The organism is Streptococcus sciuri, assembly GCF_024814375.1.
Taxonomy (GTDB): Bacteria; Bacillota; Bacilli; order Lactobacillales; family Streptococcaceae; genus Streptococcus; species Streptococcus sciuri.
In genome coordinates this window covers 55,637-81,547 of record NZ_JANUXX010000005.1, presented here as the reverse complement: position 1 = coordinate 81,547, position 25,911 = coordinate 55,637, and the positions used below count along the sequence as shown (strand labels likewise).

At 35.2% G+C, this 25,911-nt stretch carries 26 protein-coding genes and 1 pseudogene; 22 read left to right on the top strand and 5 right to left on the bottom strand.

Going from position 1 to position 25,911, the window contains the following annotated elements:
* The first annotated feature begins 44 nt into the window (after positions 1 to 44).
* The 6 genes from NXS10_RS05155 (at position 45) to celB (ending at position 6,174) form a co-directional block, all read left to right on the top strand.
* Positions 45 to 1,475 (top strand): 6-phospho-beta-glucosidase, encoded by a 1,431-nt coding sequence (locus tag NXS10_RS05155; protein WP_259138398.1) that lies wholly within the window; start codon positions 45 to 47, stop codon positions 1,473 to 1,475.
* 117 nt (positions 1,476 to 1,592) lie between these two features.
* The gene (locus NXS10_RS05150; protein ID WP_259138396.1) at positions 1,593 to 1,907 is read left to right on the top strand and encodes a PTS cellobiose transporter subunit IIB; all 315 of its coding nucleotides are present in this window, start codon (positions 1,593 to 1,595) and stop codon (positions 1,905 to 1,907) included.
* A gap of 45 nt (positions 1,908 to 1,952) precedes the next feature.
* Positions 1,953 to 3,953, top strand: coding sequence for a BglG family transcription antiterminator (locus tag NXS10_RS05145; protein WP_259138394.1), 2,001 nt, complete (start codon positions 1,953 to 1,955; stop codon positions 3,951 to 3,953).
* On the top strand, positions 3,953 to 4,267 hold the full coding sequence (locus tag NXS10_RS05140; protein WP_259138392.1) for a PTS cellobiose transporter subunit IIA: 315 nt from the start codon (positions 3,953 to 3,955) through the stop codon (positions 4,265 to 4,267). Before NXS10_RS05145 ends, NXS10_RS05140 begins: the two co-directional genes overlap by 1 nt.
* A 182-nt stretch (positions 4,268 to 4,449) precedes the next feature.
* Positions 4,450 to 4,803: a hypothetical protein gene (locus NXS10_RS05135; RefSeq protein ID WP_259138390.1), complete on the top strand. Its 354-nt coding sequence runs from the start codon at positions 4,450 to 4,452 to the stop codon at positions 4,801 to 4,803.
* Between the two features lie 18 nt (positions 4,804 to 4,821).
* On the top strand, positions 4,822 to 6,174 hold the full coding sequence (gene celB, locus NXS10_RS05130; protein ID WP_259138387.1) for a PTS cellobiose transporter subunit IIC: 1,353 nt from the start codon (positions 4,822 to 4,824) through the stop codon (positions 6,172 to 6,174).
* 296 nt (positions 6,175 to 6,470) lie between these two features.
* On the opposite strand, the gene NXS10_RS05125 is transcribed toward celB, so the two are convergent.
* A complete protein-coding gene (locus tag NXS10_RS05125) occupies positions 6,471 to 7,322 on the bottom strand; it encodes a helix-turn-helix domain-containing protein (protein WP_259138385.1) in 852 nt (283 codons plus the stop codon).
* Between the two features lie 81 nt (positions 7,323 to 7,403).
* Here NXS10_RS05125 and NXS10_RS08650 point away from each other — a divergent pair, with 81 nt between their 5' ends.
* From NXS10_RS08650 to ftsY, 9 genes and pseudogenes are all read left to right on the top strand, one after another.
* Entirely contained in the window at positions 7,404 to 7,472 is a 69-nt protein-coding gene (locus tag NXS10_RS08650; RefSeq protein ID WP_259138572.1) for an SHP2/SHP3 family peptide pheromone, read from the top strand.
* Between the two features lie 52 nt (positions 7,473 to 7,524).
* On the top strand, positions 7,525 to 10,395 hold the full coding sequence (locus tag NXS10_RS05115; RefSeq protein WP_259138383.1) for a non-ribosomal peptide synthetase: 2,871 nt from the start codon (positions 7,525 to 7,527) through the stop codon (positions 10,393 to 10,395).
* Positions 10,396 to 10,489: 94 nt separating this feature from the next.
* Complete coding sequence (locus NXS10_RS05110) at positions 10,490 to 12,148, top strand: NUDIX domain-containing protein (RefSeq protein WP_259138381.1); 1,659 nt, start codon at positions 10,490 to 10,492, stop codon at positions 12,146 to 12,148.
* 165 nt (positions 12,149 to 12,313) lie between these two features.
* Positions 12,314 to 12,520: a hypothetical protein gene (locus NXS10_RS05105; RefSeq protein ID WP_259138379.1), complete on the top strand. Its 207-nt coding sequence runs from the start codon at positions 12,314 to 12,316 to the stop codon at positions 12,518 to 12,520.
* A gap of 23 nt (positions 12,521 to 12,543) precedes the next feature.
* A pseudogene (locus NXS10_RS05100) lies at positions 12,544 to 13,121 on the top strand (HD domain-containing protein).
* 43 nt (positions 13,122 to 13,164) lie between these two features.
* Positions 13,165 to 14,367 carry an MFS transporter gene (locus NXS10_RS05095; protein WP_259138570.1) on the top strand — a complete coding sequence of 401 codons (1,203 nt, stop codon included), beginning with the start codon at positions 13,165 to 13,167 and terminating at the stop codon, positions 14,365 to 14,367.
* Between the two features lie 224 nt (positions 14,368 to 14,591).
* Positions 14,592 to 15,404, top strand: a complete 813-nt coding sequence (locus NXS10_RS05090; protein WP_259138377.1) for an HAD family hydrolase — start codon at positions 14,592 to 14,594, stop codon at positions 15,402 to 15,404.
* A complete protein-coding gene (locus tag NXS10_RS05085; RefSeq protein ID WP_259138375.1) occupies positions 15,385 to 16,215 on the top strand; it encodes a Cof-type HAD-IIB family hydrolase in 831 nt (276 codons plus the stop codon). Before NXS10_RS05090 ends, NXS10_RS05085 begins: the two co-directional genes overlap by 20 nt.
* Positions 16,215 to 17,606, top strand: a complete 1,392-nt coding sequence (gene ftsY / locus NXS10_RS05080; RefSeq protein ID WP_259138372.1) for a signal recognition particle-docking protein FtsY — start codon at positions 16,215 to 16,217, stop codon at positions 17,604 to 17,606. The genes NXS10_RS05085 and ftsY overlap by 1 nt, the downstream gene beginning before the upstream one ends.
* Positions 17,607 to 17,645: 39 nt before the next feature.
* Here ftsY and NXS10_RS05075 read toward each other — a convergent pair whose 3' ends face one another.
* Genes NXS10_RS05075 through NXS10_RS05065 form a run of 3 tightly spaced genes read right to left on the bottom strand, consistent with a single transcriptional unit; the run spans position 17,646 to position 19,495 of the window.
* Positions 17,646 to 18,458: a TIGR03943 family putative permease subunit gene (locus NXS10_RS05075; RefSeq protein WP_259138369.1), complete on the bottom strand. Its 813-nt coding sequence runs from the start codon at positions 18,456 to 18,458 to the stop codon at positions 17,646 to 17,648.
* A complete protein-coding gene (locus NXS10_RS05070) occupies positions 18,458 to 19,360 on the bottom strand; it encodes a permease (protein WP_259138367.1) in 903 nt (300 codons plus the stop codon). The genes NXS10_RS05075 and NXS10_RS05070 overlap by 1 nt, the downstream gene beginning before the upstream one ends.
* Before the next feature lie 3 nt (positions 19,361 to 19,363).
* Positions 19,364 to 19,495 (bottom strand): SPJ_0845 family protein, encoded by a 132-nt coding sequence (locus NXS10_RS05065; protein WP_259138365.1) that lies wholly within the window; start codon positions 19,493 to 19,495, stop codon positions 19,364 to 19,366.
* A 178-nt stretch (positions 19,496 to 19,673) separates the two neighbouring features.
* Between NXS10_RS05065 and NXS10_RS05060 the strand changes: the two genes are divergently transcribed.
* The 7 genes from NXS10_RS05060 (at position 19,674) to NXS10_RS05030 (ending at position 25,376) form a co-directional block, all read left to right on the top strand.
* Entirely contained in the window at positions 19,674 to 21,806 is a 2,133-nt protein-coding gene (locus NXS10_RS05060; protein WP_259138363.1) for a Tex family protein, read from the top strand.
* A complete protein-coding gene (locus NXS10_RS05055; protein ID WP_259138360.1) occupies positions 21,793 to 22,230 on the top strand; it encodes a SprT family protein in 438 nt (145 codons plus the stop codon). The genes NXS10_RS05060 and NXS10_RS05055 overlap by 14 nt, the downstream gene beginning before the upstream one ends.
* Positions 22,231 to 22,295: 65 nt before the next feature.
* Positions 22,296 to 22,565, top strand: coding sequence for a PspC domain-containing protein (locus tag NXS10_RS05050; protein ID WP_259138358.1), 270 nt, complete (start codon positions 22,296 to 22,298; stop codon positions 22,563 to 22,565).
* 195 nt (positions 22,566 to 22,760) lie between these two features.
* Positions 22,761 to 23,693: an HPr(Ser) kinase/phosphatase gene (gene hprK / locus NXS10_RS05045; RefSeq protein WP_259138356.1), complete on the top strand. Its 933-nt coding sequence runs from the start codon at positions 22,761 to 22,763 to the stop codon at positions 23,691 to 23,693.
* Positions 23,690 to 24,472, top strand: a complete 783-nt coding sequence (gene lgt, locus NXS10_RS05040; RefSeq protein ID WP_259138353.1) for a prolipoprotein diacylglyceryl transferase — start codon at positions 23,690 to 23,692, stop codon at positions 24,470 to 24,472. The genes hprK and lgt overlap by 4 nt, the downstream gene beginning before the upstream one ends.
* Positions 24,473 to 24,486: 14 nt before the next feature.
* Complete coding sequence (locus tag NXS10_RS05035; RefSeq protein ID WP_259138350.1) at positions 24,487 to 24,870, top strand: DUF948 domain-containing protein; 384 nt, start codon at positions 24,487 to 24,489, stop codon at positions 24,868 to 24,870.
* 17 nt (positions 24,871 to 24,887) lie between these two features.
* Positions 24,888 to 25,376, top strand: a complete 489-nt coding sequence (locus NXS10_RS05030; protein WP_259138347.1) for a YtxH domain-containing protein — start codon at positions 24,888 to 24,890, stop codon at positions 25,374 to 25,376.
* Positions 25,377 to 25,470: 94 nt separating this feature from the next.
* On the opposite strand, the gene NXS10_RS05025 is transcribed toward NXS10_RS05030, so the two are convergent.
* Positions 25,471 to 25,752, bottom strand: coding sequence for a DUF3270 family protein (locus NXS10_RS05025; protein ID WP_259138345.1), 282 nt, complete (start codon positions 25,750 to 25,752; stop codon positions 25,471 to 25,473).
* Between the last annotated feature and the right edge of the window lie 159 nt (positions 25,753 to 25,911).

The window sequence follows — 25,911 nt, the reverse complement described above, 5'->3', positions numbered from 1 at the left end:
ACGCTTGCTACAATGAAAGAAAAAAGAAATAGGAGGACTTAAAGATGTCAGCATTTAAAGATGGATTTTTATGGGGCGGTGCAGTTGCTGCTCATCAACTGGAAGGTGGTTGGCAAGAAGGCGGCAAGGGAATCAGTGTAGCTGATGTTATGACCGCTGCAAAGCATGGTGTGCCACGGGAAATCACAGAAGGTATTGTGGAAGGGAAATATTATCCCAACCATGAGGCCATTGATTTTTATCATCGTTATAAAGGAGATATTGCCTTGTTTGCTGAGATGGGATTCAAGTGCTTTCGGACGTCCATTGCTTGGACACGGATTTTTCCTAAAGGCGATGAGGATGAGCCTAATGAGGCTGGTTTAGCTTTTTATGATAATCTTTTTGATGAATGTTTGAAATACGGAATCGAGCCTGTCGTAACCCTATCTCACTTTGAAATGCCTTATCATTTGGTGACAGAATATGGGGGCTGGAAGAATCGCAAGATGATTGATTTCTTTGTCCATTTTGCCCAAGTGGTCTTTCATCGCTACAAGGATAAGGTCAAATATTGGATGACCTTCAATGAAATCAATAACCAAGCCAACTATCAAGAGGATTTTGCTCCTTTTACCAATTCAGGTATTGTCTATAAAGAAGGAGATAACCGTGAAGAAATCATGTATCAAGCTGCCCATTATGAACTAGTGGCTTCAGCCCGTGCTGTTAAGATTGGACATCATATTAATCCAGATTTTCAGATTGGTTGTATGATTGCTATGTGTCCCATTTATCCAGCAACCTGCAATCCAAAGGATATGCTTCTTGCTATGAAAGCTATGCAAAAACGCTATTATTTTGCAGATGTTCATGTTTTTGGTCAATATCCCGAACATATTTTCAAGTATTGGCAACGAAAAGACTTTGAGTTGGATGTGACTGATAAGGACAAGGCTGACTTGTTAGCTGGCTGTGTGGACTATATTGGCTTTAGCTACTACATGTCCTTTGCCATTAGCTATCATCGAGATAATCCTTTCTATGACTATCTGGAAACTGAGGATTTGGTCAAGAACAATTATGTCAAAACTTCTGAATGGGATTGGCAGATTGACCCCGAGGGTCTTCGATATGCTCTTAATTGGTTTACTGACCATTATCATCTACCACTCTTCATTGTAGAAAATGGTTTTGGAGCTATTGACCGAGTAGAGGCAGACGGTATGGTTCATGATGATTATCGGATTGATTATTTGTCTGCTCATATCCGTGAGATGAAAAAGGCTGTGGTGGAGGATGGTGTGGATCTGATGGGCTATACTCCGTGGGGCTGTATCGACCTAGTGTCCGCTGGAACGGGTGAAATGCGGAAACGCTACGGTTTTATCTATGTGGATAAGGACGATGAAGGGCAAGGGACTTACACCCGCAGTCCTAAGAAGTCTTTTGATTGGTATAAAAATGTTATCGCAACTAATGGTGAAGACCTATAAGGTGCAAGAAAAAGATTTCCGCATTAAAGCGGAAGAAAGAACGATTCACATTGAGAGCGTTTTATATTACTATAAACTTGTAAGGTATTACAAGTTTACAAAAAGGAGTAAAAAATTATGGCAAAGGCGTTGATTATCTGTGCAGGTGGTATGTCCTCTTCAATGATTGCTAAGAAAACAGCTCTCCTACTTCAAGAACAAGGAGAAACGATTGAAATGGATGCCGTGGGTGTTCCAGAAGGTCAAAAGCGTATTGAAGCGGATAAATATGACCTTTATCTTGTTAGTCCACAAACCAAAATGAATTTTAAACAATTGGCGGATGCAGCGGCTAAGAAAGGTAAACCAATTGTTCAAATTCCACCACAAGCTTATGTTCCAATCCCTATGGGCATTGAAAAAATGGCTAAATTAGTCAAGGATAATATCTAGGTTTTTTGCTTGTTTCGATCATTGCCATTTTAACAGGAGGTTAATGTGTTACATCCGAAAGAACTACGAATGCTCCAATTTTTAGTGGAGAACAAAAGCCATTTTGTGACTAGCAAGGAATTAGCTGCTTACCTTGACTGCTCTGATAGAACGATACGAACGTATTATAAAGCTATTGTAGACGAACTAAAGACTGCGTACAATGGTGTGAATATCTTATCAAAATCAGGAGTTGGTTATCAGTTAGTGATTGATAACGAGGTAGCCTATGCTAGACTCTTGGAGGAAAATCACATCACTGAATCTGGTGTCTATTATAGCGAATCTGTTGACATCAATGACCGTTATAATTACCTATTAAATAAACTACTTTTTGAACAAGGTGAGATTTATTTTGATGACTTGGTAAATGAACTGTATGTCAGTCGTTCCACTTTATCGGCAGATTTTAAGAAAATAAGGCATAAATTAGCTGCTTACCATCTAAAGATTGAAAGTAAAGCGAACAAAGGGGTATTTGTAATCGGTCAAGAACGAGATAAAAGACGATTTATCATTGATCATTTTATCGACTCTGGCTTTATTCACACTATGCATTCTTATGTCGGTAATCGTTTGTTCAATCAAGTTATTTCGTTTGAAGAGTTGACGATTATTATTTTGGATGAATGCCGTGAAGCGCATCTGAAATTGTCTGATTTTGCGATTCAAAATTTGATTATTCATATTGCTCTAGCCATTCGCCGTGTGACAGAAGGTTTTTACATCATGCAGATTGATGAATCAGCTCAGTTGAGTCACTTACCTGAGAGTGAGGTGGCTACTTGCATCCTAAATCGTATCTCAGCAGTCACTCAGATAACATTTCCGCCAGAAGAAGTAGACTACATCACTCTTCATTTGGTCTCTAAAAGTTACAGCAATCCACATGGTCACTTAAATAGCTCATCTGATAAGATTCGTCAAGAATTATTACAAGCACTGCATCAAATAGGTGATGAGATAGAAACAGACTTTCAGTTGATTGAGGGATTGGTAGCGCATCTTGCTACTTTATTGATTAGACTCAAAAATCAAGTTGTTTTAGAAAATCCTCTAAGTAGTGAAATTCAAATGAAGTATCCCCATATGTTTTATCTAGGTCGTCGCACACTTGATACCATGCCAACATTTAATACTTTCACTCTATCAGACAATGAAATAGCTTATATTGCTCTTCATTTCATGGCAGCAAAGGAAAGAAAAAAGAGAAAAAGCAAATTCAATATTCTAGTGATTTGTGCAACTGGCTATGGTAGTGCACAGATGTTAAAAAGTCGCATTAGCAATGAATTAGGTAATCTTGTTCATATTGTGGATGTGATTGGCTATTATGAGATGACGGATGAAAAACTTCACGGAATCGACTTTATCATATCATCGATTGATTTATCTCGTTTAATCTTTAACATTCCGATCTTTACAGTGTCTGTCTTTTTTAAAGAGGAAGAAGTTCAGGCAGTGCGTCATAAGATAGCCTATCTGGAAAAATCTAAGGAAGACACGTTGGAAAATGCTGACAAGAAAATCATAGATGATATCGAAAGTCATTTTGACGCTTATTTTTCAGAAAATTATTTTTTATGTTTGGACAAAGCAGACAAAGACACCGTTATTGAATATTTGTTAGAGAAGATGGGAAAAGGCGAAGGAGAGCAATTTATTGATAGAATGAAAAAGATGCTTTCACAGCGTGAATCAATGAGTTCTGTTATTTTTAGTGATAGTATCGCTGTCCCTCATCCCATCAAAGCGGTAGCTAATCAACACCATATTGGTGTGGCTATCATTAAAGAAGGCTTGAAATGGAATGACGATTATCCTCATATCCAGTTTGTCTTTTTACCCTCTATGTCTATCTATGATAATGATGGTTTGCCTGAGCTTGCTTCTTGTATCGTCGATTTGGTTGATCGACCAGATATCCAAAAGCAGCTTTTGGAGAGTCAGACGTTTCAGCAATTTAAGACATTATTTTTGAAAATAAAAGAAAGGAAACTGCATTAATGACTACAGAAGAGTTGCAAATAGCGGCTTTTGAGATTATTTTAAACTCAGGAAATGCCAGAAGTATTGTTCACGAAGCTTTTGAAGCTATGCGTGAGGGAAACTATGATTTAGCCAAGAAAAAATTAAAGGATTCAAACGAAGAGCTACTAAAAGCACATCAAGCACAAACCAATCTTTTGCAGGAGTATGCTTGTGGTACAGAAATCAACGTTGAAATTATCATGGTACATGCTCAAGATCACCTTATGACGACGATGACTCTCAGAGAAGTGGCGCTAGAAATGCTAGAATTGTATCAAAAAGTAGGCTAATGAAAGGGTACCTGATGAATAAGAAAAAGATGAGAAAAACACATTTTCCACAGTCAAGAGAAGTGCTAAAAAAAGAGATGATTTTGAAGAATTCTTATTTTAATCGTTATATGTTGTTTAGATATTCTTTGGCTTTATTTTTCTTTTCCAATATCTATTGGGGTATCATCTTATGGGCACAGATGGGTTTATATATAATTCTCCCAAGTCTCCTACTAGTTTTGATTGCTTGGTCTTATGCAGAGCAGTTTAGGATGTATGGAACGCAGCAGATTTATCTCAAAAGAACGAAGCAAACGTTTTATTGCCAAGGGGCAACTCAAATATTGCTACTAGCATTGACTGTTATGACGAATCAGTTTTCTAAGATTTTTCCTATTTTTGCTGACAACCTATCTAGTCATCTCTTTATAGCTATGCTCTTAATCTTGGGTATATTACTTGTTTTATACAATCTCAAAAGAATACAAGAGATTTCAGAGAATAAAGATAGATATTATAGACGTTTTCAAGCGATTGAAAACTCTTATCACTAATGTTTAGGAGGCGTTCTTATGGACGAACAAAAAGGTTTCTTTGGTCTTTTAGATAAATATCTCATGGGACCAATGGGCGTTATTGCACAGTATAAGGTTGTGCGTGCTATCACAGCTGCAGGTATGACAGCAGTTCCATTTACGATTGTCGGATCAATGTTTCTGGTGTTTAGTATTTTGCCACAGGCTTTCTCATTTTGGCCAATAGTTGCCGATATTTTTTCCGCTTCATTTGATAAATTTACGAGTTTATATATGGTTGCTTATTACGCAACGATGGGTTCATTATCATTGTATTTTGTTTTGTCAATGGCTTATGAATTGACAAAAATTTACGCAGAAGAGGAAGATTTGGATTTGAATCCTCTTAATGGCGCCTTACTTGCCTTGTTTGCTTTTATCATGACCGTTCCACAAATTGTGTTTGATAGTGGTGTGATGTCTGCAGTGACTAGTCTGAAGAAAGGAAGTATTGTGGTAGATGGTTGGTCGATGGCTAGCGGTGTAACCCGTTTTGGAACCAGTGGTGTTTTCACAGCTATTGTAATGGCGGTTATTACCGTTCTACTTTACCGTATGTGTGTGAAACATAAATGGGTTATAAAAATGCCAGACTCTGTTCCAGAGGGTGTTTCTCGTGGATTTACCGCCTTTATCCCAGGATTTGTGGTAGCCTTTGTCGTTATTTTGATTAATGGTATTTTGATAGCTCTAGGAACAGATATATACGAAGTTATCTCTATTCCGTTTTCATTTGTCGGTCATTTGACTAATACTTGGATTGGGCTTGTCATTATTTATCTGTTGACACAAGCTCTTTGGATTGTCGGTATTCATGGTGCGAATATTATCTTTGCTTTTGTCAATCCGATTGCTATCTCTAATGTGACAGCTAATGCAACCCAAGGCACACACTATATTGTAGCTGGTGAATTTTCAAACATGTTTGTTATTGCAGGTGGGTCAGGCGCTACACTTGGTTTATGTATTTGGTGTGCATTTTGCGCTCGCTCTCAACAGTTAAGTGCCATCGGAAAAGCATCTGTTGTGCCAGGTATTTTCAATATCAATGAACCACTCATCTTTGGTTTGCCAATTATTTATAATCCAGCACTTGCCATCCCTTTCATTTGTGCTCCGATTGTTTCAATGACGATTTATTATTTTGCAATGAAATTAAATCTCATTCATGCAATAGTTGCTCAAGTTCCGTGGCCTACACCAGTGGGTATCGGTGCATTTCTTGGTACCGCAGATGTCAAAGCGATTCCACTAGCGATTATCTGTGCGGTAGCAGCATTCTTAGTTTATTGTCCGTTTCTCTATCGTTATGATAAACAACTACTCGATGAGGAAGAGATTGCCAAATAAGACAAGGAAAAATGAAGTGTCACTCTCAATTTATCAGATAAAAAAGGAATTTCTTGATGAGAAATTCCTTTTTTGCACCGACATAGTCAGGATGGAAAAAGACGTTTGAAGGCTTCAGTAAGCTGATTATTGTTGAAAAATATTAAAAGAATAGAGTACAAAGAAAGCTTTGATATAAGCTGTTTCCAATGCTTTTTAGCTATCTATAGGTAAAAGAGAAAAGTGATAAGAGTAGCTGATTTTTTATTGAGTGACCCTTGACTGGTAAAATGTTAAAAGGTAGAGAATGATTTCACTTATTCTTTGTTGACTAGTTTATTAAAATGGTCAGTATAGTGCAGTTTTAACCTGTCTTCTCCTAAAATATCAAGCACTTGTATGGCTTGTTTCATCTTTTCAATTCCAGTACCTGATTGGCACTTAAATTCATAGTAACCAGTAGTGTAGAGAAAGATTGTCTGCTCATAAAAGTTTAATTCATTATCTAACAAATCCTTTATCTCATCAATTAAATAGGAGCAATTAGAAAACTCTTCCTTATCGATGCTAAGAATGAAACAATTTATAGCAAGCTGAGTGACAAGTTGCTTATTGGTTTTATTCAATGAAGAGTAGATGTAATTGTTTAACATTTCTTTGGTTAATAAGAAGTAGGAGTTGTAGTTAATTGTGCGTACACAGTTACCTAATAAAATGATTTCATAGTAGCCCCATTTTTCGACTTTGAAAAGATAGTCTGTCAGTTGAAGTAACTCTTCATCTGATGGAATGAGGTTCGAATCCATTGTGTGTAAAATGGATTTTACCATTGTTTTCTCAAACGAATTGAGAGTGTAAATTGAAGTATCGGAAAGCAGACATGCTATATTATTGATATTTTGTGCTGAGTACTGTTTACGAATGTACTGTACCAGGTTAGCAAATGTTTCGGAATTGGTATAGTCTTCATCATGTAAAATAAGAAACTCATCCAAAGTGATGTATAGTTTGTCTAAAATATTGATTAGTCGAGTACAAGATATTTCTGATTCTCCACGCTCAAAACGAGAGATTTGTGATTTTGAAAGATGCTCATCAGCAACAGAGCATAGACTAATTTTTTTCCCTTTACGAACTTTTCTAAGTGTGATGCCAAGTTTTGATTTCATAATTTTTCCCATTTTCCCAACAAAAAAATGACTTAGTTTTATTTATTGTATAATAAATAAAAATTGAAAGGAAGTCTAAATATGAAGAAAATTTCAAAATTTTTCCCAATTTTGATACCGGTGATGGACATTATCATTATTATTGGTTAAAATTGGTTAAATGACTTACTTTACTTGAAAATTACTATAGGGAGATTTATATATGTCTATACTAACAAAATTTAATGAAAAATTGATGGAGTTTCCTGAAAAAGAAATAATAATCACAAAATATCGAAATTATTCGTTTCGTGATATTGAACTAATGTCAAATTATTTTGCAAGTAAATTATTAATTGCTAGTCAAAGTGAGATTATTCCATTTTATTTAATTAGATCGGAATATGTTCTACCCGTGGTATTAGGTATCATGAAAGCAGGTAAGATTCCTTTACCTATTACTAATAGTTTAGAGATTGGTAAATCTTTGGAACGTGTTAAAGATGTTGAATTTGACACTATTATTTGTGATGAAGCTACTGATGTGAGTTTGAATATAAATGTTTTGGAGATACCACAATATGATGAGTATAGAGAATATCAACAAATAAAAAAAATAATAGAAAATAAAATCTCATATATCATATGTACATCAGGGACGACTGGTATTCCTAAAAAAGTATTTTTAACAAGCGAAAATATTTGTTGGCTATTACAAGAATTTTATAAAATTGTTAACTTTAATAGTGAATCTCGATTCCTATTCACTACACCATATACTTTTGATGTATCACTAACAGAAATATTTTGTCCTGTTTTTACAGGTGGAACTTTGATATGTTATGAATCGGGAGTTAACAGCATCCTTAGTATGAAAAAATTATTAGTTACTAATAATATTTCTCATCTTTCGCTATCTCCTTCTTTTGCAGAGACCATAGTAGATACCAATGGATCAGATGTATTTGAAAGTTTAAGCGCTCTGTGTCTGGCGGGGGAAATTTTTCCTAGCACTTTAGCTAATAAGTTGAGATCAGTGATTGATAAAGGATGTAGAGTATTTAATTTATATGGTCCATCGGAAACAACAATATATGCGACATACTATGAACTTGAAAATAAAGATTATCAAGTTGTTCCAATTGGTCAACCGTTACCAGGTGTAAATCTACAATTTGATTCAATGGTTGAACTAGGGGAAGATGAGCAGGTAGAGTTATTTATTGGAGGTAAAGGTGTAAGTGCAGGTTATTTATTGCAGCCTGAACTAGATTCTGAAAAATTTGTAATAGTTGGGGAAGATAGGTACTATAAAACAGGTGATTATGTATATTTCAGAAAAGGACAATTAGTATTTGGGTCTAGGATAGATAATCAAGTTCAAATAAACGGTGTTAGAATAGAGTTAGATGAAATTAAGTCATTGGTTGATCAGCTGAAAGATGTTTATTCATCAAAAATAGTATTTCATCAGAAAAAATTATATATTTTCTATATTTCTAAAACAGATATCGATAATGAAATACAAAATCGTTTACCTAAATATATTAATCCAATCATCGTAAAAGTGGAAGAATATTATTTTAATCAAAACAGGAAACTTGACATTAACAAGTTACTGGATAAGTATTATTTTCAGAAAAAATCAGTAGCAAGAGATACTGTCGAACAGTCTATTTTAGATGTTTTATCGCAATTTAAGGTCACTGATATCATTGATTTAGATTCATTAGATTTGGTTCGTTTTTTCTTAGAGATTGAAGAAATGTTTAATATAGAAATCAAGGATACAGACTTTCATAGGCTTAAAAGTATAAATTCGATTTATAATTATATAAATAATTATGAGGCAGATGATAATATACAGAAGGGGTATACGGGATTAGATAGAGAAGATAATCAAATACTTCGAAAACACTTAGAGATGGGCTGTGTTACTGAAGATGGATTCAAATTAAGCCCCACACCAACTCAATTGAGGCTTTATCAAAATAGGCAGTTTCGAATTATTTATTTTGATTTAAAATTGAAAGCATCATCTACTTCAGAAATCGGAAAAGTAGAGCAACTAATCAAGGAAATTAGTAATAAAATAGATATATTTAGGCTGGTAGTAAAAAAAACAGATGATAGTATAGAGTTTAGGATTAGTGATGATATATCGAGTTCTAAAATTGTGCAGTTAAAGACTTTACCATCGCCAGTAGAATTGCAACAGATACTAGATTCTATAGATATTGTAAACATTCCAATTATTGTAGCTTCGACACATCATCAAGTGATGAGATTATACTTTCCTTATCATTCAATTGATTCATCTTCACTTAATAAATTGGAAAAAATAATGTTTCAAAAATATTATTATGCGAACAACAATATTAAAAGAAGTTCATTAGTAGAGTATGAAAAGTATAAAGACAAAATGGTAAGAAGTAATTTATTATTAAATGAATTAGAAATTCTTCCGAAAAAAAGTAGCCCAATTGATTTGTCTCTGTTGAAGAGCGATATAAGAATATTTAGGCTATGTGCTGATAATTACAATTCTAAGGAAGATAAATATCTCTATACAGTGTATTCCATTTGTCAATGCTTGTTATCGGATTACCATATAAAGAATATTTTTGGGGCTCTTTCATTTGATTTTAGAGAGTTTAAGAGTTTCGATGCATTAAATTTAATAGGTGATATTCATAAAAAGATACCTTTTGAAGTGAATTGCTCGCAACAATACTTAGATTTTAAGAACAAATTTGAATACATATTATCTTTATACTCAAAGGGGATAGATTTTAATGAGATTGCTTTGAGGAGAAATGATTCATTAGGAGGATTGATTAAAAAAAGATTGGGATATTTATCAGTCTCCATTAATTATCTAGGAGAGGTAGTGAATATAAGTAATACTACTAGAGCTATAGTTGAAAACGGATTTGAGAAGAATTTTGTAAATGTATTTAGCCATAGAGGCGAGAGTTATTTTGTAGTTTGTTCAAATCTATTAAAAAAAATAAATTATTCACTGACATCAGAGGATAATGAAATATCTGTAGAAGAAGTTACTAACATTTATAAACAATCAGATTTATATTGATGAGACATAAGAATCGTCTTCTTGTTAGCTGACATTTTTCTAATGATATGCATTTATCATCTTATGAATGACATAAATTAAGGAGTAAAAACACATGGTTAATTACAAAGAGCTCGTTGAAGGGTATTTGTTAAATAATTTTGAGGAAAAAGATAAATTAGAGCAAATTTGGAATCATCTTAGAGAAGAAAATCAAGATAAACTGATTGATAGAAAGAATTTTATAGGACACTTTACGGCCTCTGCATTCGTTATTGCAAAAAAGAGTGAGAAAATATTAATGTTACATCATAAGGTACTCAGGAAATATTTGCAGCCTGGTGGTCATATTGAAAAGGTAGACATTAATCCGTTAGAAGCAGCTAAGAGAGAACTATTTGAAGAGACGGGAATTGATTCGAAACTTCTCTTTTATAAATGTGTTGAACATCTAAATGAACTTGTTCCTTTTAATATTTCTATTCATAAAATTCCTGAAAATAAATCTAAGAATGAAAAGAGTCACTATCATTATGATTTACAGTACTTATTTTTTGTAGAGGATGAAATCCAAGTTACTATAAATGAGTTAGAATCTAGTTTTTTTGAATGGATTGAGTGGGAAAATTTTCAAAATATGATAGGGTATAAAAATATTGCAAAAAAGATTGAGCTATTACAATCTTCAGGATTTAGAGCTCAAGAATCTTTCTTATCTAAAATAGTATCCAAAGCCACATTTGAAAATGTTTCTTGTGTTGCAGTACAACATATTATACCAAGTAGCATCCCATTAATTAAAACATTGAAGAAAGTTTTTGGAGATCGTTTAGTGATATGTGCAAAACCAAATTCCATTAATCAGGAGGTTTGGAATGAGTTAAAGGGGTTTGGTGTTAGAATGAAAGTTGCTTCACGTGATGATGCATTTGATGAAAATTTTTGTGAAATCACTAGTAAAACAATTTTAATAGATATCGGAGGATATTTTGTAAATATTTCACAAAAAAGAAATATTCCGATTATTTGTATTGTGGAAGATACAGAGAATGGCATAAAGAAATATGAGCAAAATTTGCTCAATACGAATTATCCTATTTTTTCAGTAGCTAGGAATCCGTTGAAAAAGAATGAAGATTATCTCGTTGGTACAGATATAGTATTTGGAGCAGATTATATATTGCACCAAAAGAATTTGCTTATCAAATATATGAATGTAGCTTGCATTGGATATGGTAAAATAGGCTATGGGATTTGTTCAAGATTAAGAGAGCTTGGAATCAAGCCAAAAGTAATAGAAAAAGATCATATACGTTCTGTGATGGCTGTAAGGGACGGTTGTGAAATTTTAATGGATAAAGACCTTTCCAATGTTGACATCGTCTTTTGTGCGACTGGTTCAAAGTGTTTAGATATATTAGATTTTAGGTCATTAAAAGATGGTGCATTTGTTGCTACAGCAACTTCATCTGATGATGAATTTGATTTAAATTATATTAACGGGGAGTACAGTATAAATAATGAGGGAGATTATTTTACTGAGTATAAAAACGAGGATAATTATTTTTATGTTTTAAATCAAGGTATACCAGCAAATTTTGCAGTCAGCTCAGCATTAGGAAACTATATATTATTGGTTCATGCTGCGATTTTATTTATTTTACAAAAAAATGTAAAATCTGAGAAGTGTGATAATTTACATTCTATTTATTCTTTATCTGAAACCGATAATCAATATATCGCTCAGCTTTGGCTTGAACACTTTAATAAATAGATGGGGGAAAATTGAGAAAATTTGAAAAAAGAAATATAATTTATTTTATCAACAGTAGAGCAATATCTCGAAGTAGTTGGAACTTATTATTATCGTAAAGATGCTGATTGGTTTGATTTTACAAACGGTCGAGAATATGAGAGAAAAGGCCATTATCATGCTAGAATGTTACAAAATTACTCAGATTTTCAACATGAAGTTTTTCATTTAAGAGAGTTAAATATTCCTAAGAATACGATAGTACCATTTATAATTACGCCTATAAGTCAGATTGTTAAAATTACCCCAGTTGAAGAAAAAGATGGCGTGTATTTTTGTTCAGTTACAGGTAAAAGTTTAAATACATTAATCGAAGAATTTAAGGGGAGATAAATATTAGGGAGGTTACAGCAGCAATGAGTAATTTGAATAATACAGTTAATTTTATTAAAGAAATAGAGAAATTAAAGTCAGTAACAAGATTTAATAGAACCCTTGATGGAAGATTTGAAAATAGTGCCGAGCATTCTTGGCAGAGCGCGATAGCTTCGATTGTTCTTCAAGATTATTATCCTGAAAAATTGAATATAGAAAAGGTAGTTTCTATGTTACTGATTCATGATTTAGGTGAGATTTATGCCGGAGATACTTGGGTTTTTGATGATAAAAAAAGGTTCACTCTCATGATAGAGAGCTAGAATCTATAAAAAAGACAATGAGCATCCTCCCAGAAGAAAAATATTTGAATATGAAAAATTCTTGGTTGGAATTTGAAAAAGGGCAGAGTGCTGAGGCAAGATATGCAAGAGTTATTGACGCATTGGTACCACTTATAAATCACTTAGAAGTGTCAGAATTAAATTATAATCCAGATAATATTAGTTCAGACATGGTATTAGAAAAGAAAAAATTTATAAAAGGTGAATCTAAAGAGTTATGGAAACTGACTGAAGAGTTGGTTAAGGAAAGTGTAAAAAAGGGCTTATATTTATAATATCAATTGGCCTTTAAAATAGTTGAGGAATATTGTGAAAAGAATGGAAAAAAAGAATATATTGTATTTGGTTAGTAGTAAAGGAATATCCAGAATTGGAGATATTATGTTTGACTTTGCGAATAATACTTTTCTTGCGAGTTTAAATCCCACTTCATTATCGTTGGTTGCAGTCTATCAGTCATTAGAAAGCGTGATAGGTGTCCTATTTAATGTGTTTGGTGGTGTTATTGCAGATAGCTTCAAGCGGAAAAAAATTTTAGTCACTACAAATATCTTATGTGGTATCGTCTGTACAGTTCTCTCATTTATATCCCAAGAAAAATGGTTGGTCTATGCAATTGTTATCACCAATGTCATTTTGGCTTTTATGAGTGCTTTTTCTGGTCCATCTTATAAAGCTTTCACGAAAGAAATCGTACAAAAAGATCATATAACAAAACTAAATTCCTATTTGGAAACCACTAGTACCATTATAAAAGTGGCGATTCCTATGATAGCGATTTTCTTATATAAGCTACTTGGCATACATGGTGTGTTACTATTGGATGGATTATCATTTCTATTAGCTGCTTTACTAATTTTCTTTATTACACCTATTAATGAAGAAGTGGTTACAAAGGAGAAAATGACACTAAGTGGAGTCTTTAACGACTTAAAGATAGGGTTCAAGTATGTTTACAGTCATAAGTCAATCTTTATTATTATCGTGCTTTCTGCACTTGTCAATTTTTTTCTAGCAGCTTATAATTTATTGTTGCCCTATAGTAATCAAATGTTTGGAGGAGTTTCATCTGGACTTTATGGAATATTTCTAACAGCAGAAGCAATTGGTGGATTTATTGGCGCAATATTAAGTGGTTTTGTCAATAAGCGGTTATCAAGTAAGCTATTGATGTTATTTTTATCATGTTCGGGTTTGATGTTAATGTTAGCTACACCGCTTTATTTGATGTTCCACAATGGGATTGTTCTAGCCTTATCACCGGCACTATTTAATCTATTTCTTTCCATCTTTAATATTCAGTTTTTCTCTATTGTCCAGAGAGATGTTGATAATGAATTTTTAGGGAGAGTGTTTGGTATTATCTTTACAGTAGCTATTCTTTTTATGCCAATGGGTACAGGGATATTTTCTGCGATATTAAATTCCAAGAATACTTTTAATTTCTTGATAATCGGAATGTTCATTGTGGTGCTGTCATTTATGTTTAGGGCTCTTTTTAAAAAATATAATATTCATTAAAACAGAGCTTAGATTTTATATAGCAGGATTGCTTCCCCATAATTCTCTTTCAAATATTGAAATTGTAAGTAAAATACAGATTGATTTATAAAAGATAAGGGTGTGTCGAAAAGGCACGCTTTTTTGTTTTTCTATGTTATAATAGAAAAAAAGTTATATTGGGATTTGAGATGTGCACCCTACTCGGGTTTTGCACACCCCTGTAAGGATAAAGGTTAAATTGTATGATTAAGCTAATAGCAACCGATATGGATGGCACTTTTTTAGATGCTAATGGAACTTATGATAAAAAGCGTTTGAATACAGTTCTCAAAGGTTTTAAAAAGAGAGGCATAGTGTTCGTTGCAGCATCTGGTCGCTCTCTTCTTTCTTTGGAGAGTCTTTTTGCTGATTTTCGTGACCAGATGGGCTTTGTAGCTGAAAATGGCAGTGCCTTAGTCGTCGGTGGTGAGTTGACTTTTGAGAAACACTTAACTAAAGAACAATATCTGGAGATTATACAGTTACTGCTTGCTAGCCCTTACATGAATGGGCACGAATATCTTTTATCAGGGAAAAATGGAGCTTATGTCCACCAAGATGCTAGTAGTGATTATGTGAACTTTATTTCAAATTACTATAAAAATATCCAAAGGGTAGATTCTTTTGAGGCTATAGACGATGTTATCTTCAAGTTGACTGCTAATTTTACAGAAGAGACCGTGCTTGAAGGAGAAAAATGGGTAACAGAGCGTTTGTCGTACGCTAATGCAGTAACAACTGGTTTTCAATCCGTTGATATTATCCTAGACGCTGTGACCAAACGAACAGGACTTGAGGCTCTCTGTACCCAGCTAGGTATCAAGAGAGACGAAGTTCTTGCTTTTGGGGATAATCTCAATGATTATGAGATGTTGGAGTTTTCAGGAACTGCTATTGCCACAGGCAATGCGCGTGATGAGATAAAAGCGATTAGCCAAGAAGTTATTGATTCTTGTGAAAAAGAGTCTGTTATGGCATATATGGAGGGGATACTGGATGATAAGAAAAGACATTAAGATGATTGCTATTGATCTCGATGGAACCTTGTTTAATGCTCAAAAAGAAATTAGTAAAGAAAACCGCAGAGCACTTGAGCGTGTCCGCAAGCAAGGTGTAAAAGTTGTTATTACTACAGGTCGTCCGCTGAAGGCCATTGGTACTCTTTTATCTGATTTACATTTATTATCTGATGACGATTATTGCATTACTTTTAACGGTGGGCTTGTGCAACGGACAACAGGTGAAATTTTGGATAAATCAGTTCTGACTTATGAAGATTTAAAAACTATCCATACTTACTTAGAACCTTTGGGTTTGCCTTTTGATGTGCTTAGCGATGGCATTGTCTATAGTCTACCGTCTAGGGGCAATAAATCCCTTTATCATACAGCGAATCCTCTGTTGACTTTTGTAGAAGTAGAGCATTTTGAGGATATTCCGCTAAATATTCCTTACAACAAAGTCGTGACAGTGACAGATGAGAAGTTTTTAGATGAGCAGTTGCCCAAGTTACCAGATGTTATCAACGAAAAATATGAAGCTTTTAAATCACGAGAAATTATCTTTGAAATCATGCCAAAGGGAGTTCATAAAGCTAGCGGCTTAGCTCATCTCTGTCAACACTTAGGCTTAACAAACGTTAATGTCATGGCAATAGGCGATGAGGCAAATGATATTAGTATGATTAGATGGGCAGGATTAGGTGTTGCTATGGCGAATGCAACGGATCAAGTTAAGCGTGTTGCAAACAGTGTCACTAAGCGCAATAACGAAGCATCAGGAGTTGCAGAGGCAATTGAACGATATGTGTTAGGAGAAGCAAACTAATGGGGTTATTTGATCGATTATTTGGACGTAAAAAAGAAAATGAAAGTGAAGTTGTCGGTGTTGACGATTCTAAGAAAAAAACATCAAATTTAGAGGATGATGATAGTAAGGATAAAGAGACTTACCTCGGTAACGATGTGATGGAAAACAACACTTCTGAGGTAAAAGATACAGTAGCTGACTTAGAAAATGTGACGACTTCGGATCAGCCAACAGCATCTGAAGATTTGGGTAAGGGTAAGAAGTCCACAGAAAATTCTGATAGCAAACAAGAACGCACAGAACTAGTAACAGACGTAGCGACATCTAGGGCTAAAACAACAGCAGTTTCACAAACTGAACAAGATTTCATGGCGAATTATTATGCTAAGCGTACTACTATTGAGAAAAATCTTACTGAGGAAACGCTTGATTTTAGTAAACATGATGATGCCAAAGATAAGACAAAAGAGAGCGATGTTATTGAGACATCCGAAGAAAAATATAATCGTAGCTTGAAAAAAACTCGCACAGGTTTTGGTGCAAGACTCAACGCTTTTTTGGCTAATTTCCGTCGTGTGGATGAGGATTTCTTTGAAGAGTTAGAAGAACTGCTTATCTTGTCTGATGTTGGGGTCAACGTTGCGACGCAACTAACAGAGGACTTACGCTACGAAGCAAAATTGGAAAATGCAAAGAAATCAGATGAACTTCGCCATCTGATTATTGAAAAGCTTGTTGATATTTACGAAAAAGACGGCGTTTACAACGAGAGTGTTCACTTTCAAGACGGCTTAACTGTTATGCTTTTTGTTGGTGTTAATGGTGTCGGAAAAACAACCTCTATCGGAAAACTTGCCTATAAGTATAAGCAAGAAGGTAAGAGAGTTATGCTAGTCGCTGCTGATACGTTTCGTGCTGGGGCAGTGGCACAGTTGTTGGAGTGGGGGCATCGTGTAGACGTTCCCGTAGTGACAGGATCTGAAAAAGCGGATCCCGCTAGTGTCGTCTTCGATGGTATGGAAAAAGCAGTTGCTGAAAATGTGGATATTTTATTGATTGATACGGCTGGACGCTTGCAAAATAAAGATCATCTTATGGCAGAACTTGAAAAAATTGGGCGTATTATCAAACGTGTTGTACCAGATGCGCCACATGAGACACTTTTAGCATTGGATGCATCAACAGGACAAAATGCGCTTAGTCAAGCTAAGGAGTTTTCAAAAATTACACCGCTTACAGGTATTATTCTGACAAAAATTGATGGTACGGCAAAAGGAGGAGTTGTTTTAGCCATTCGTCAAGATTTGTCTATTCCGGTTAAATATATTGGTTTTGGAGAGAAAATAGATGATATAGGTGAGTTCCGTTCGGAGGATTTCATACGCAGCTTACTATCAGATATTATATAATAAACAATAGCACTAGTTTTCTAGTGCTATTGTTTATTATTAAAAGACACGGTAGACGTATGGATTGTCAGGTTTGCTAGTTTCTTTTGCTTCTGTTATGTGAAGGATAGGTAGGGTTTGCTTTAGAGTCTGGTTATACTCAAGCTGAATTTCTCCAGTAGCATTTACCCAAGTATTGTCTTTAAAAGTTTGGTTTCCAGTGGTTAAGAGCCCGTACACCCCAGAGTCTGCAATACAATGAATAATGCCGAAGCGAAAAAGAAATTGATAACCTGCGTGCTTAGGCTCATTGTAGACAAAGCCTGTGTAGGTAATTTTTCGTCCAGTAAAATTATCAGGGTAGAGATAGATGAGTTCCATTACCTCCATATAATTGTTTGTTGTGATTGTGATAGGAGATGTACCGTGATATTTTTTGAGTTCTGCTGTCATCTCTTTTTCATAAGCACTAGAGGTAAAAAAGCTACTGGTATCAGGCTTTAGATATTGTACAGAAGTTCCATCATCGCTAACACCAGACTTGCTAGAGCCAGCAGCTAGTGGAAAATGATAACCTTTAGCTGAAACTGTGGTGGAATCCAGTGTGACTGTCGGCACTAAAAGTCCCACCAAAATGGGAAAGAGCAAGATAAAAGGACTAGTGAGTTTTGCCCATTTACCTGTCAAATGGCTATGTAATCTTATATTTTTTATCCATATTATCAACTGAATTATGGCAAGGATAAAAGAAAGTACCATAGCGATGTAAGCGAGGTAGGCATAGTGTGTGTTGATGTATTGATTAAGTTTACCTGTGATTTGCAGGTACATAGAGAGCTCAAAATAACCTACTAAAACTAAAAAGCGAAACATTATATTACCCCCACAATCAAGCAGTAAATTGCCACTAAACTAGATGCAATAGTGACAAACTGGACGATGAATTTAGGTTTAAAGCTTTTTATCATCATCATAAGATTTTTAATATCTACCATAGGACCAATCAACAGAAATGCTATAACAGGAGCTATGCCAAAGGTAGATAGTAAAGATGCACCAATAAAAGCATCCGCTTCACTACAAAGGGATAAGATAAAAGCAAGTAGCATCATAACTAAAATCGCCATGAGAGGACTATGTCCGATAGTGGTCAAAAAATGGGTTGGAACAAAGATTTGCATAGCGGAAGCTACCAAGGTTCCAAAGACTAAGTATCTTCCTGTATCAAAAAACTCCTCAATAGCATGTCCCAATGCTAAAAAAAACTTGTGATGTCCTTTTTCTGATGAATAATCACGAAAATGGTTGCTATTAGCGCTATCTTTTAAAATATCACTATCTAAGACATAGGCCAACAAACAGCCTAAAACCAAAGCAATCAGGAGAGATCCGATAAGACGCAATAAGACAAAGCGTACAGAATTACCAAAAGCTGAATAGGTAGCAAACAAAACGATAGGATTGATAATTGGTGCGGTTGTCAGAAAAGGAATAGCTGTATAGGCGGGAACTTTTTTCTCAATAAAGCGGTTGATGATAGGAACAATGCCACACTCACATGATGGAAAGACAAAGCCAATCAATGTTCCAAATAAAATCCTCAAGAATTTAGGTTTAGGTAAAAGACGATTGACGCTATCTGGAGTGACATAGACTTCGATAAATCCCGAAAAAATCGCTCCTAAGAGTACAAAAGGTAATGCTTCAATGATAATGGAGAGAAAAATAGCAAACCATTGCAAGATATTATCAGGTAACTGATTAAGAAGTACCATAAACTAGATTGTTTTCCTATCTTTTTTATCCTTAGCATCTTTTGGTTTTTTCTTTTCTTGCTCAGGATCGATAATTGTCGCAAATTCTGCAAATCTACGCTCTAAGTCCTCCTGACGTTTATGTGTAATAGCCATGAAAAATCCTTCTTTCTAAAATATTTAATGAAAAGATTCATTAATAGGTATTATACTACACTTGTCTTAAAATAGCAGAGCAAAAGCAATGAGAAAGGAGTTAGACAAACGAGAAAGTACCACTGTTTGTGTTGCCGCCCTCTTATCTTTAGAGTATTCTTGTGGTATAATAGTAAATATGGAAAATGCAAATATTAAACAAATAGCTACAAATCTTGGTCTTTATAATCAACAGATTGAAAAAGTTATTGAACTAACCAAAGAAGGAAATACGATTCCTTTTATCGCTCGTTATCGCAAAGAGTTAACAGGAAATCTGGATGAGGTTCAAATCAAAACAATTATCGAGATGGATAAATCTCTCACAACGCTTTTTGAGCGTAAGCTGGCTGTCCTATCAAAGATTGAGGAACAAGGTAAACTTACGGAGTCTCTTAAACAAGCAATTGAAGAAGCTAGCAAACTAGCAGATGTCGAGGAGTTATATCTACCCTATAAAGAAAAACGTCGCACTAAGGCGACGATTGCTCGTGAGGCAGGACTTTTTCCTTTGGCACGGCTTATCTTGCAAAATAAGTCTTTTATCGAAAAAGAAGCTAAAAGCTTTATTTGTGAAGGTTTTGAGACGGCTGAGAAGGCTTTAGCTGGTGCAGTTGATATTGTGATTGAAGCTTTATCAGAGGATGTTTCTATTAGAGCTTTTGTTAATCGAGATATTAAGCAACACAGTTTCATCACTTCAAAGCTAAAGGATGAGATGCTGGATGAGAAAAGAATTTATCAGATTTATTATGATTTTAGTGAGCCTGTACGCAATATGCAGGGCTATCGTGTTTTAGCTCTAAATCGTGGTGAAAAGCAGGGAGTATTGAAAGTACATTTTGAGCATAATTTGGATGTGATGACACGTTTTGTTGAGGCTCGTTTTAGGGAAAAGAATACCTATATCCAAAGAGCGATTCAAGAAGCGCTGAAGAAAAAGATTATTCCTGCTATGGAACGTCGTATTCGTTCCGAGTTGACAGAGAGTGCTGAGGACGGCGCTATTGCATTATTTGCAAAAAATCTACGCCATCTCCTTTTAGTTTCACCCCTAAAAGGGAAAATAGTACTAGGTTTTGACCCTGCTTTTAGGACAGGAGCTAAACTAGCTGTAGTCGACCAAACAGGAAAACTCCTCACCACACAAGTCATCTATCCTGTACCACCAGCTAATCAAGCTAAAATAGCCCAGTCCAAAAGGGAGCTAGCTCAGCTTATAGATACCTTTGATATTGAGATTATTGCTATTGGAAATGGTACGGCTAGCCGTGAGAGCGAAGCTTTTGTTGCAGATGTTTTAAAAGACTATCCAAATGTGTCTTATGTCATCGTCAACGAAAGTGGAGCTTCTGTTTATTCTGCTAGTGAGCTAGCACGAAAGGAGTTCCCAGACTTAACCGTCGAAAAACGTTCAGCTATTTCTATAGCTCGCAGACTCCAAGATCCACTAGCTGAACTTGTCAAGATTGATCCAAAATCTATCGGTGTGGGACAATATCAGCACGATGTTAGCCAAAAAAAGTTAGCTGAAAACCTCGATTTTGTAGTAGATACTGTGGTCAACCAAGTCGGTGTTAATATCAATACCGCAAGCCCAGCACTTCTAGCACACGTTTCAGGTCTTAATAAAACAATTTCTGAAAATATTGTTAAATATCGTGAAGAAATTGGATTGATTGCTTCACGACAAGACATAAAAAAAGTACCACGTCTAGGTGAGAAAGTTTTTGAACAGGCAGCTGGTTTCTTGCGTATTCCAGAGTCTAACAACTTTCTAGACAATACGGGTGTTCACCCAGAAAGCTATAAAGCAGTTTGGGATTTGTTCAAGAAACTTGATATTAATCAATTAGACGATGACGCTAAACAGAAATTACAATCAGTTGTTGTAGCTGATATGGCAGAGGAACTCGCTATAGGACAAGAAACGCTAAAAGATATTATTAGTGACTTACTAAAACCAGGACGTGACTTACGTGACCATTTTGCAGCTCCTGTACTGCGCCAAGATATTTTAGAGATTTCAGATTTATCACTTGGTCAAAAGTTAGAGGGTACGGTGCGAAATGTTGTTGATTTTGGTGCTTTTGTTGACATTGGTTTACATGATGATGGTTTGATTCATATCTCGCAGATGAGTACTACCTTTATCAATCATCCAAGTCAAGTGGTTTCTGTCGGTGATATTGTGACTGTTTGGGTATCAAAAATTGACACAGAACGTGATAAGATTAACCTATCTCTCGTTGCGCCAGATGAATCTAACTGATTATGTCAAAACGGTGTCGCTAGAAGATTTTAATAAGCCTTTTTTACACAAAGCCTATTGGAATAAGCGCTTAAGGACAACTGGAGGACGTTTTTTTCCAGATGATGGTCATCTGGATTTCAATCCTAAAATGTACGAAAAATTTGGTTGCGAAATCTTTCGCAAGATTGTTCGACATGAACTGTGTCACTATCATCTTTACTACGATCATAAAGGATTTCGCCATCGTGATAAAGATTTTAAAGTACTTTTACAGCAAGTTGATGGTTTGCGTTATGCACCAAATCTCAATCAAGCTAGCAATCTTTATGAGTATACCTGTCAATCTTGTCACAAAGTCTACAAAAGAAAGCGTCGTATTAATACTCAAAAATATGTCTGTAGCTTTTGTCGTGGACAGCTCATGATGAAAAATCAGTCGTAAGGCTGATTTTATTTACCTTATCTTTTGTTACAATGAATGGTGAAAAGAAGAAAGGTGTTTCGCAGATGAAATCAATGTTTTATAAACAACGCCAAAATAAATTACTGTGTGGTGTAGTAGCTGGTCTAGCTGATAAATTTGGCTGGGATTTGCCTATAACACGTGTCGTAGCAGCACTTTTGATGTATTTCTCAGGATTTGGAATTGTTCTTTACCTCTTGCTAGCTATCTTTCTTCCTTACAAAGAGGATATTGAGTATGATAAGTATGGATTGGGATCTAGAAAGCGTAAAGATGCTGAGGTTATTCGTGATAATGATGACTGGTTTTGGTAAAGCGAACTGGTAAAATAACAGGATTACTAGTGAGGAAAGACAAGAGCAAAGCTTAGTTTTTAACTAAGCTTTTTTCTTTGTAAAAAATAAGGAAGTTAAGCAAGTTTTGAGTTGTCTTTTTGTGACTAGATTATGGTATAATAGTATAAAGTAATCCTTTACCACATGTGTAAGCGAACGAACAAGGAGATAGACATGTCAGTAACGGTACAGATGTTAGTGGATAAGTTGAAGTTGGAGATTGTTTATGGTGAGAGTTCTCATCTTGAAAAAGAGATTACAACAGCTGATATTTCACGACCTGGTCTTGAGATGACGGGGTATTTTGATTATTATTCCCCTGAGCGTTTGCAACTATTTGGGATGAAAGAGTGGTCTTATCTGACCAAAATGACCTCGCACAATCGTTATCAGGTCTTAAGTGAGATGTTTCAAGTAGAGACACCTGCAGCTATCGTGGCTAGAAATTTAGATATTCCAGAGGAGATGTTAAAAGCAGCAGCAAAGCACAGTGTCGCTATTTTGAAAAGTCATGTATCAACTAGTCGTCTCTCGGGGGAAATTTCTTGGTATTTGGATTCTTGTCTTGCAGATCGTATTAGTGTGCATGGTGTATTGATGGACATTTATGGCATGGGAGTTTTGATTCAAGGAGATTCTGGTATTGGAAAGAGTGAGACAGGATTAGAGCTTGTCAAACGGGGTCATCGTTTAGTTGCTGATGACCGTGTAGATGTCTTTGCTAAAGATGAAGAGACACTCTGGGGGGAACCGGCAGAGATTTTAAGGCATCTACTTGAAATTCGTGGTGTCGGTATTATTGATGTTATGAGTCTATATGGTGCAAGTGCCGTTAAAGACTCTTCTCAAGTACAACTCTCTATTTACCTCGAAAACTTTGAGACAGGAAAAAACTTTGACAGGCTGGGAAATGGTAATGAGGAAATTGAACTTTCGGGTGTAAAAATTCCTCGTATTCGCATTCCAGTAAAGACTGGGCGTAATGTTTCTGTGGTTATAGAAGCTGCTGCTATGAATTATCGTGCTAAACAAATGGGTTTTGATGCGACAAAGACATTTGAAAAGCGCCTTACTAATCTCATCAGTAGACACGAGGAAAATAAATGATTAATCCCATTGCTATTCAGTTAGGTTCAATCGCTATACATTGGTATGCTATTTGTATTGTGTCTGGTTTGTTGCTTGCTGTGTATCTTGCCATAAAAGAGGGAGAAAGGAAGGGTATCACATCAGATGATATTCTCGATTTTATCCTCCTTGCCTTTCCTATAGCTATTGTTGGAGCAAGGGCTTATTATGTTACTTTTGAATGGAGTTACTATCGTAAGCACTTAGATGAGATTGTAGCGATTTGGAATGGTGGCATTGCGATTTATGGAGGGTTACTTACAGGACTTTTAGTCTTACTTGTTTTTTCTCATCGTCGCAAGATAAATCCTATTCATTTTTTGGATATCACTGTACCTGGTGTGATGGTTGCACAGTCTATTGGACGGTGGGGAAATTTTATTAACCAAGAAGCTTATGGAAAAGCAGTCAAAAGTTTAGATTATTTTCCTGCTTTTATTAGACAGCAAATGTATATTGATGGCAGTTACCGTGTTCCAACTTTTTTTTACGAATCTATCTGGAATCTTATTGGATTTGTCTTCATTGTGACAACGCGTCACAGACGACACTTCTGGAGACAGGGTGAGCTTACAGCATTTTACCTCATTTGGTATGGTTGTGGTCGCTTCGTCATAGAGGGTATGCGTACTGATAGCCTTTATTTTATGGGTTTACGTGTATCACAGTGGCTGTCTGTTCTTTTGGTTATATTTGGTATTGTTTTTGTTGTTTATCGTCGTCTAAGGGATATTGTTCCCTATTATTTGGAAAAATAAGGAGGAAAGCTAATATGGAGAAAACAGCGGTTCTCATTATCGCTATTGCCTTTGCTGTTTTGGTATTATATGTAGTTGTGTTATTACGCAAATTATCAAATGCTGTTGATGAAGCAAAGACGAGCTTACAGGTACTCACGGGAGACATCAATGTCACTTTACATCAGACAAATGATATTTTAGCTAAAGCTAATATCTTAGTCGAGGATGTCAATGATAAAGTAGCAACAGTTGATCCTTTGTTTGTTGCCATTGCTGACTTATCAGAGAGCGTATCAGATCTCAATGCACAGGCACGTAGTTTTACAAATCGTGCTAGTAGTGTTACAAGTAACGTTGCTAAAGTTGGCTCTGCCTTTGCTATTGGCAAAGTAGCTAGCAAACTTTTAAAAAAATAAATGAGGAGGTAAAAATTATGAGTAAGTGGATAAGTACTGTTATTGTTGGAATTGCTTCAGGTGCAACAACTGCCTATTTCTTGAGTAGCGAAAAAGGAAAGGAAGTTAAAAATCGTGCGATGAAAGCTTATCAAGCTTATCGTAAGAATCCTGAAAGTTATCATCAAAAAGCAAAAGAAAAAGCCTATGAGTATTCTAACTTGGCTGTTGATACTTTTTATGATTACAAAGAAAAATTCGAATCTGGTGAATTAACAAAAGAAGATGTTGTCTCTGTTGTCAAAGAAAAAAGTGATGAAGTTGTCAGCAAAGCTAGTGATGTCATCGAACATATCAAATCAAAAGTACATGCAGTTGCAGAAGAAGAAAAAGAAGTCGTTGCTACAGAAGATGTGAAAGCTGAAGTAGATGATATTGTTATTGATTTAAAGGATGTAAAAGTTGATAAAGCAAAAGCAATAACAAAAATGCCGAAAGATACAACACTTGAGACTACAAAAGATTAAAAAAGGGGACTTTATTTGTACTCCGAAGTTTAGATTTTTATCTAATCTTTGGAGTATTTTTTATCAAAAAAGCATCCTCACGATAAGGAGGACACTATTTAAAAATCGTTATAAGTGTTTTAATTCCAATTTTTAAGCCAAAGCTAGCTGATAAAGCAAAAACCATCGCCCAAAAAGGAACGAAACGAATAGTCAAGAATAAAAATGTAATGAAAACAGTACTAATAGCAAAGCTAGAAATCTGAGCAAAAAAGACCAAATCTCTATATTTAGCTGCATTGGTGTCAATCTTTTTAAATGATTGGGATTTAGGGCTGGTATGAGCGTCATTCTCAGTATCTAGCGTCTGTTGCTCACGTTTTATAGGTGCTAGCATAGCATTCTCCTTTAAGCATTCCTATCTATTATATCATAGATAGTAGGATTTGTAATATAATTTCTCATTTTTATCATAACGATATCAGAGAAGATATGGATATAGGAGCAGTTTGTGAAGAACTTTAAGTTATATATTCCATTTAGCAAGTGATAAAAG

Excerpts from the sequence above, each read along its gene's own strand:
- NXS10_RS05070 (WP_259138367.1), bottom strand. The coding sequence starts at position 19,360 with ATGGTACTTCTTAATCAGTTACCTGATAATATCTTGCAATGGTTTGCT.
- NXS10_RS05115 (WP_259138383.1), top strand. The coding sequence starts at position 7,525 with ATGTCTATACTAACAAAATTTAATGAAAAATTGATGGAGTTTCCTGAA.
- NXS10_RS05030 (WP_259138347.1), top strand. The coding sequence starts at position 24,888 with ATGAGTAAGTGGATAAGTACTGTTATTGTTGGAATTGCTTCAGGTGCA.
- NXS10_RS05065 (WP_259138365.1), bottom strand. The coding sequence starts at position 19,495 with ATGGCTATTACACATAAACGTCAGGAGGACTTAGAGCGTAGATTTGCA.
- NXS10_RS05135 (WP_259138390.1), top strand. The coding sequence starts at position 4,450 with ATGGGTTTATATATAATTCTCCCAAGTCTCCTACTAGTTTTGATTGCT.
- NXS10_RS05060 (WP_259138363.1), top strand. The coding sequence starts at position 19,674 with ATGGAAAATGCAAATATTAAACAAATAGCTACAAATCTTGGTCTTTAT.
- NXS10_RS05095 (WP_259138570.1), top strand. The coding sequence starts at position 13,165 with ATGGAAAAAAAGAATATATTGTATTTGGTTAGTAGTAAAGGAATATCC.
- NXS10_RS05050 (WP_259138358.1), top strand. The coding sequence starts at position 22,296 with ATGAAATCAATGTTTTATAAACAACGCCAAAATAAATTACTGTGTGGT.
- NXS10_RS05155 (WP_259138398.1), top strand. The coding sequence starts at position 45 with ATGTCAGCATTTAAAGATGGATTTTTATGGGGCGGTGCAGTTGCTGCT.
- hprK (WP_259138356.1), top strand. The coding sequence starts at position 22,761 with ATGTCAGTAACGGTACAGATGTTAGTGGATAAGTTGAAGTTGGAGATT.
- NXS10_RS05140 (WP_259138392.1), top strand. The coding sequence starts at position 3,953 with ATGACTACAGAAGAGTTGCAAATAGCGGCTTTTGAGATTATTTTAAAC.
- NXS10_RS05110 (WP_259138381.1), top strand. The coding sequence starts at position 10,490 with ATGGTTAATTACAAAGAGCTCGTTGAAGGGTATTTGTTAAATAATTTT.
- NXS10_RS05085 (WP_259138375.1), top strand. The coding sequence starts at position 15,385 with ATGATAAGAAAAGACATTAAGATGATTGCTATTGATCTCGATGGAACC.
- NXS10_RS05025 (WP_259138345.1), bottom strand. The coding sequence starts at position 25,752 with ATGCTAGCACCTATAAAACGTGAGCAACAGACGCTAGATACTGAGAAT.
- NXS10_RS05055 (WP_259138360.1), top strand. The coding sequence starts at position 21,793 with ATGAATCTAACTGATTATGTCAAAACGGTGTCGCTAGAAGATTTTAAT.
- celB (WP_259138387.1), top strand. The coding sequence starts at position 4,822 with ATGGACGAACAAAAAGGTTTCTTTGGTCTTTTAGATAAATATCTCATG.
- lgt (WP_259138353.1), top strand. The coding sequence starts at position 23,690 with ATGATTAATCCCATTGCTATTCAGTTAGGTTCAATCGCTATACATTGG.
- NXS10_RS05035 (WP_259138350.1), top strand. The coding sequence starts at position 24,487 with ATGGAGAAAACAGCGGTTCTCATTATCGCTATTGCCTTTGCTGTTTTG.
- NXS10_RS05105 (WP_259138379.1), top strand. The coding sequence starts at position 12,314 with ATGTTACAAAATTACTCAGATTTTCAACATGAAGTTTTTCATTTAAGA.
- NXS10_RS05090 (WP_259138377.1), top strand. The coding sequence starts at position 14,592 with ATGATTAAGCTAATAGCAACCGATATGGATGGCACTTTTTTAGATGCT.
- NXS10_RS05125 (WP_259138385.1), bottom strand. The coding sequence starts at position 7,322 with ATGAAATCAAAACTTGGCATCACACTTAGAAAAGTTCGTAAAGGGAAA.
- ftsY (WP_259138372.1), top strand. The coding sequence starts at position 16,215 with ATGGGGTTATTTGATCGATTATTTGGACGTAAAAAAGAAAATGAAAGT.
- NXS10_RS05075 (WP_259138369.1), bottom strand. The coding sequence starts at position 18,458 with ATGTTTCGCTTTTTAGTTTTAGTAGGTTATTTTGAGCTCTCTATGTAC.
- NXS10_RS05150 (WP_259138396.1), top strand. The coding sequence starts at position 1,593 with ATGGCAAAGGCGTTGATTATCTGTGCAGGTGGTATGTCCTCTTCAATG.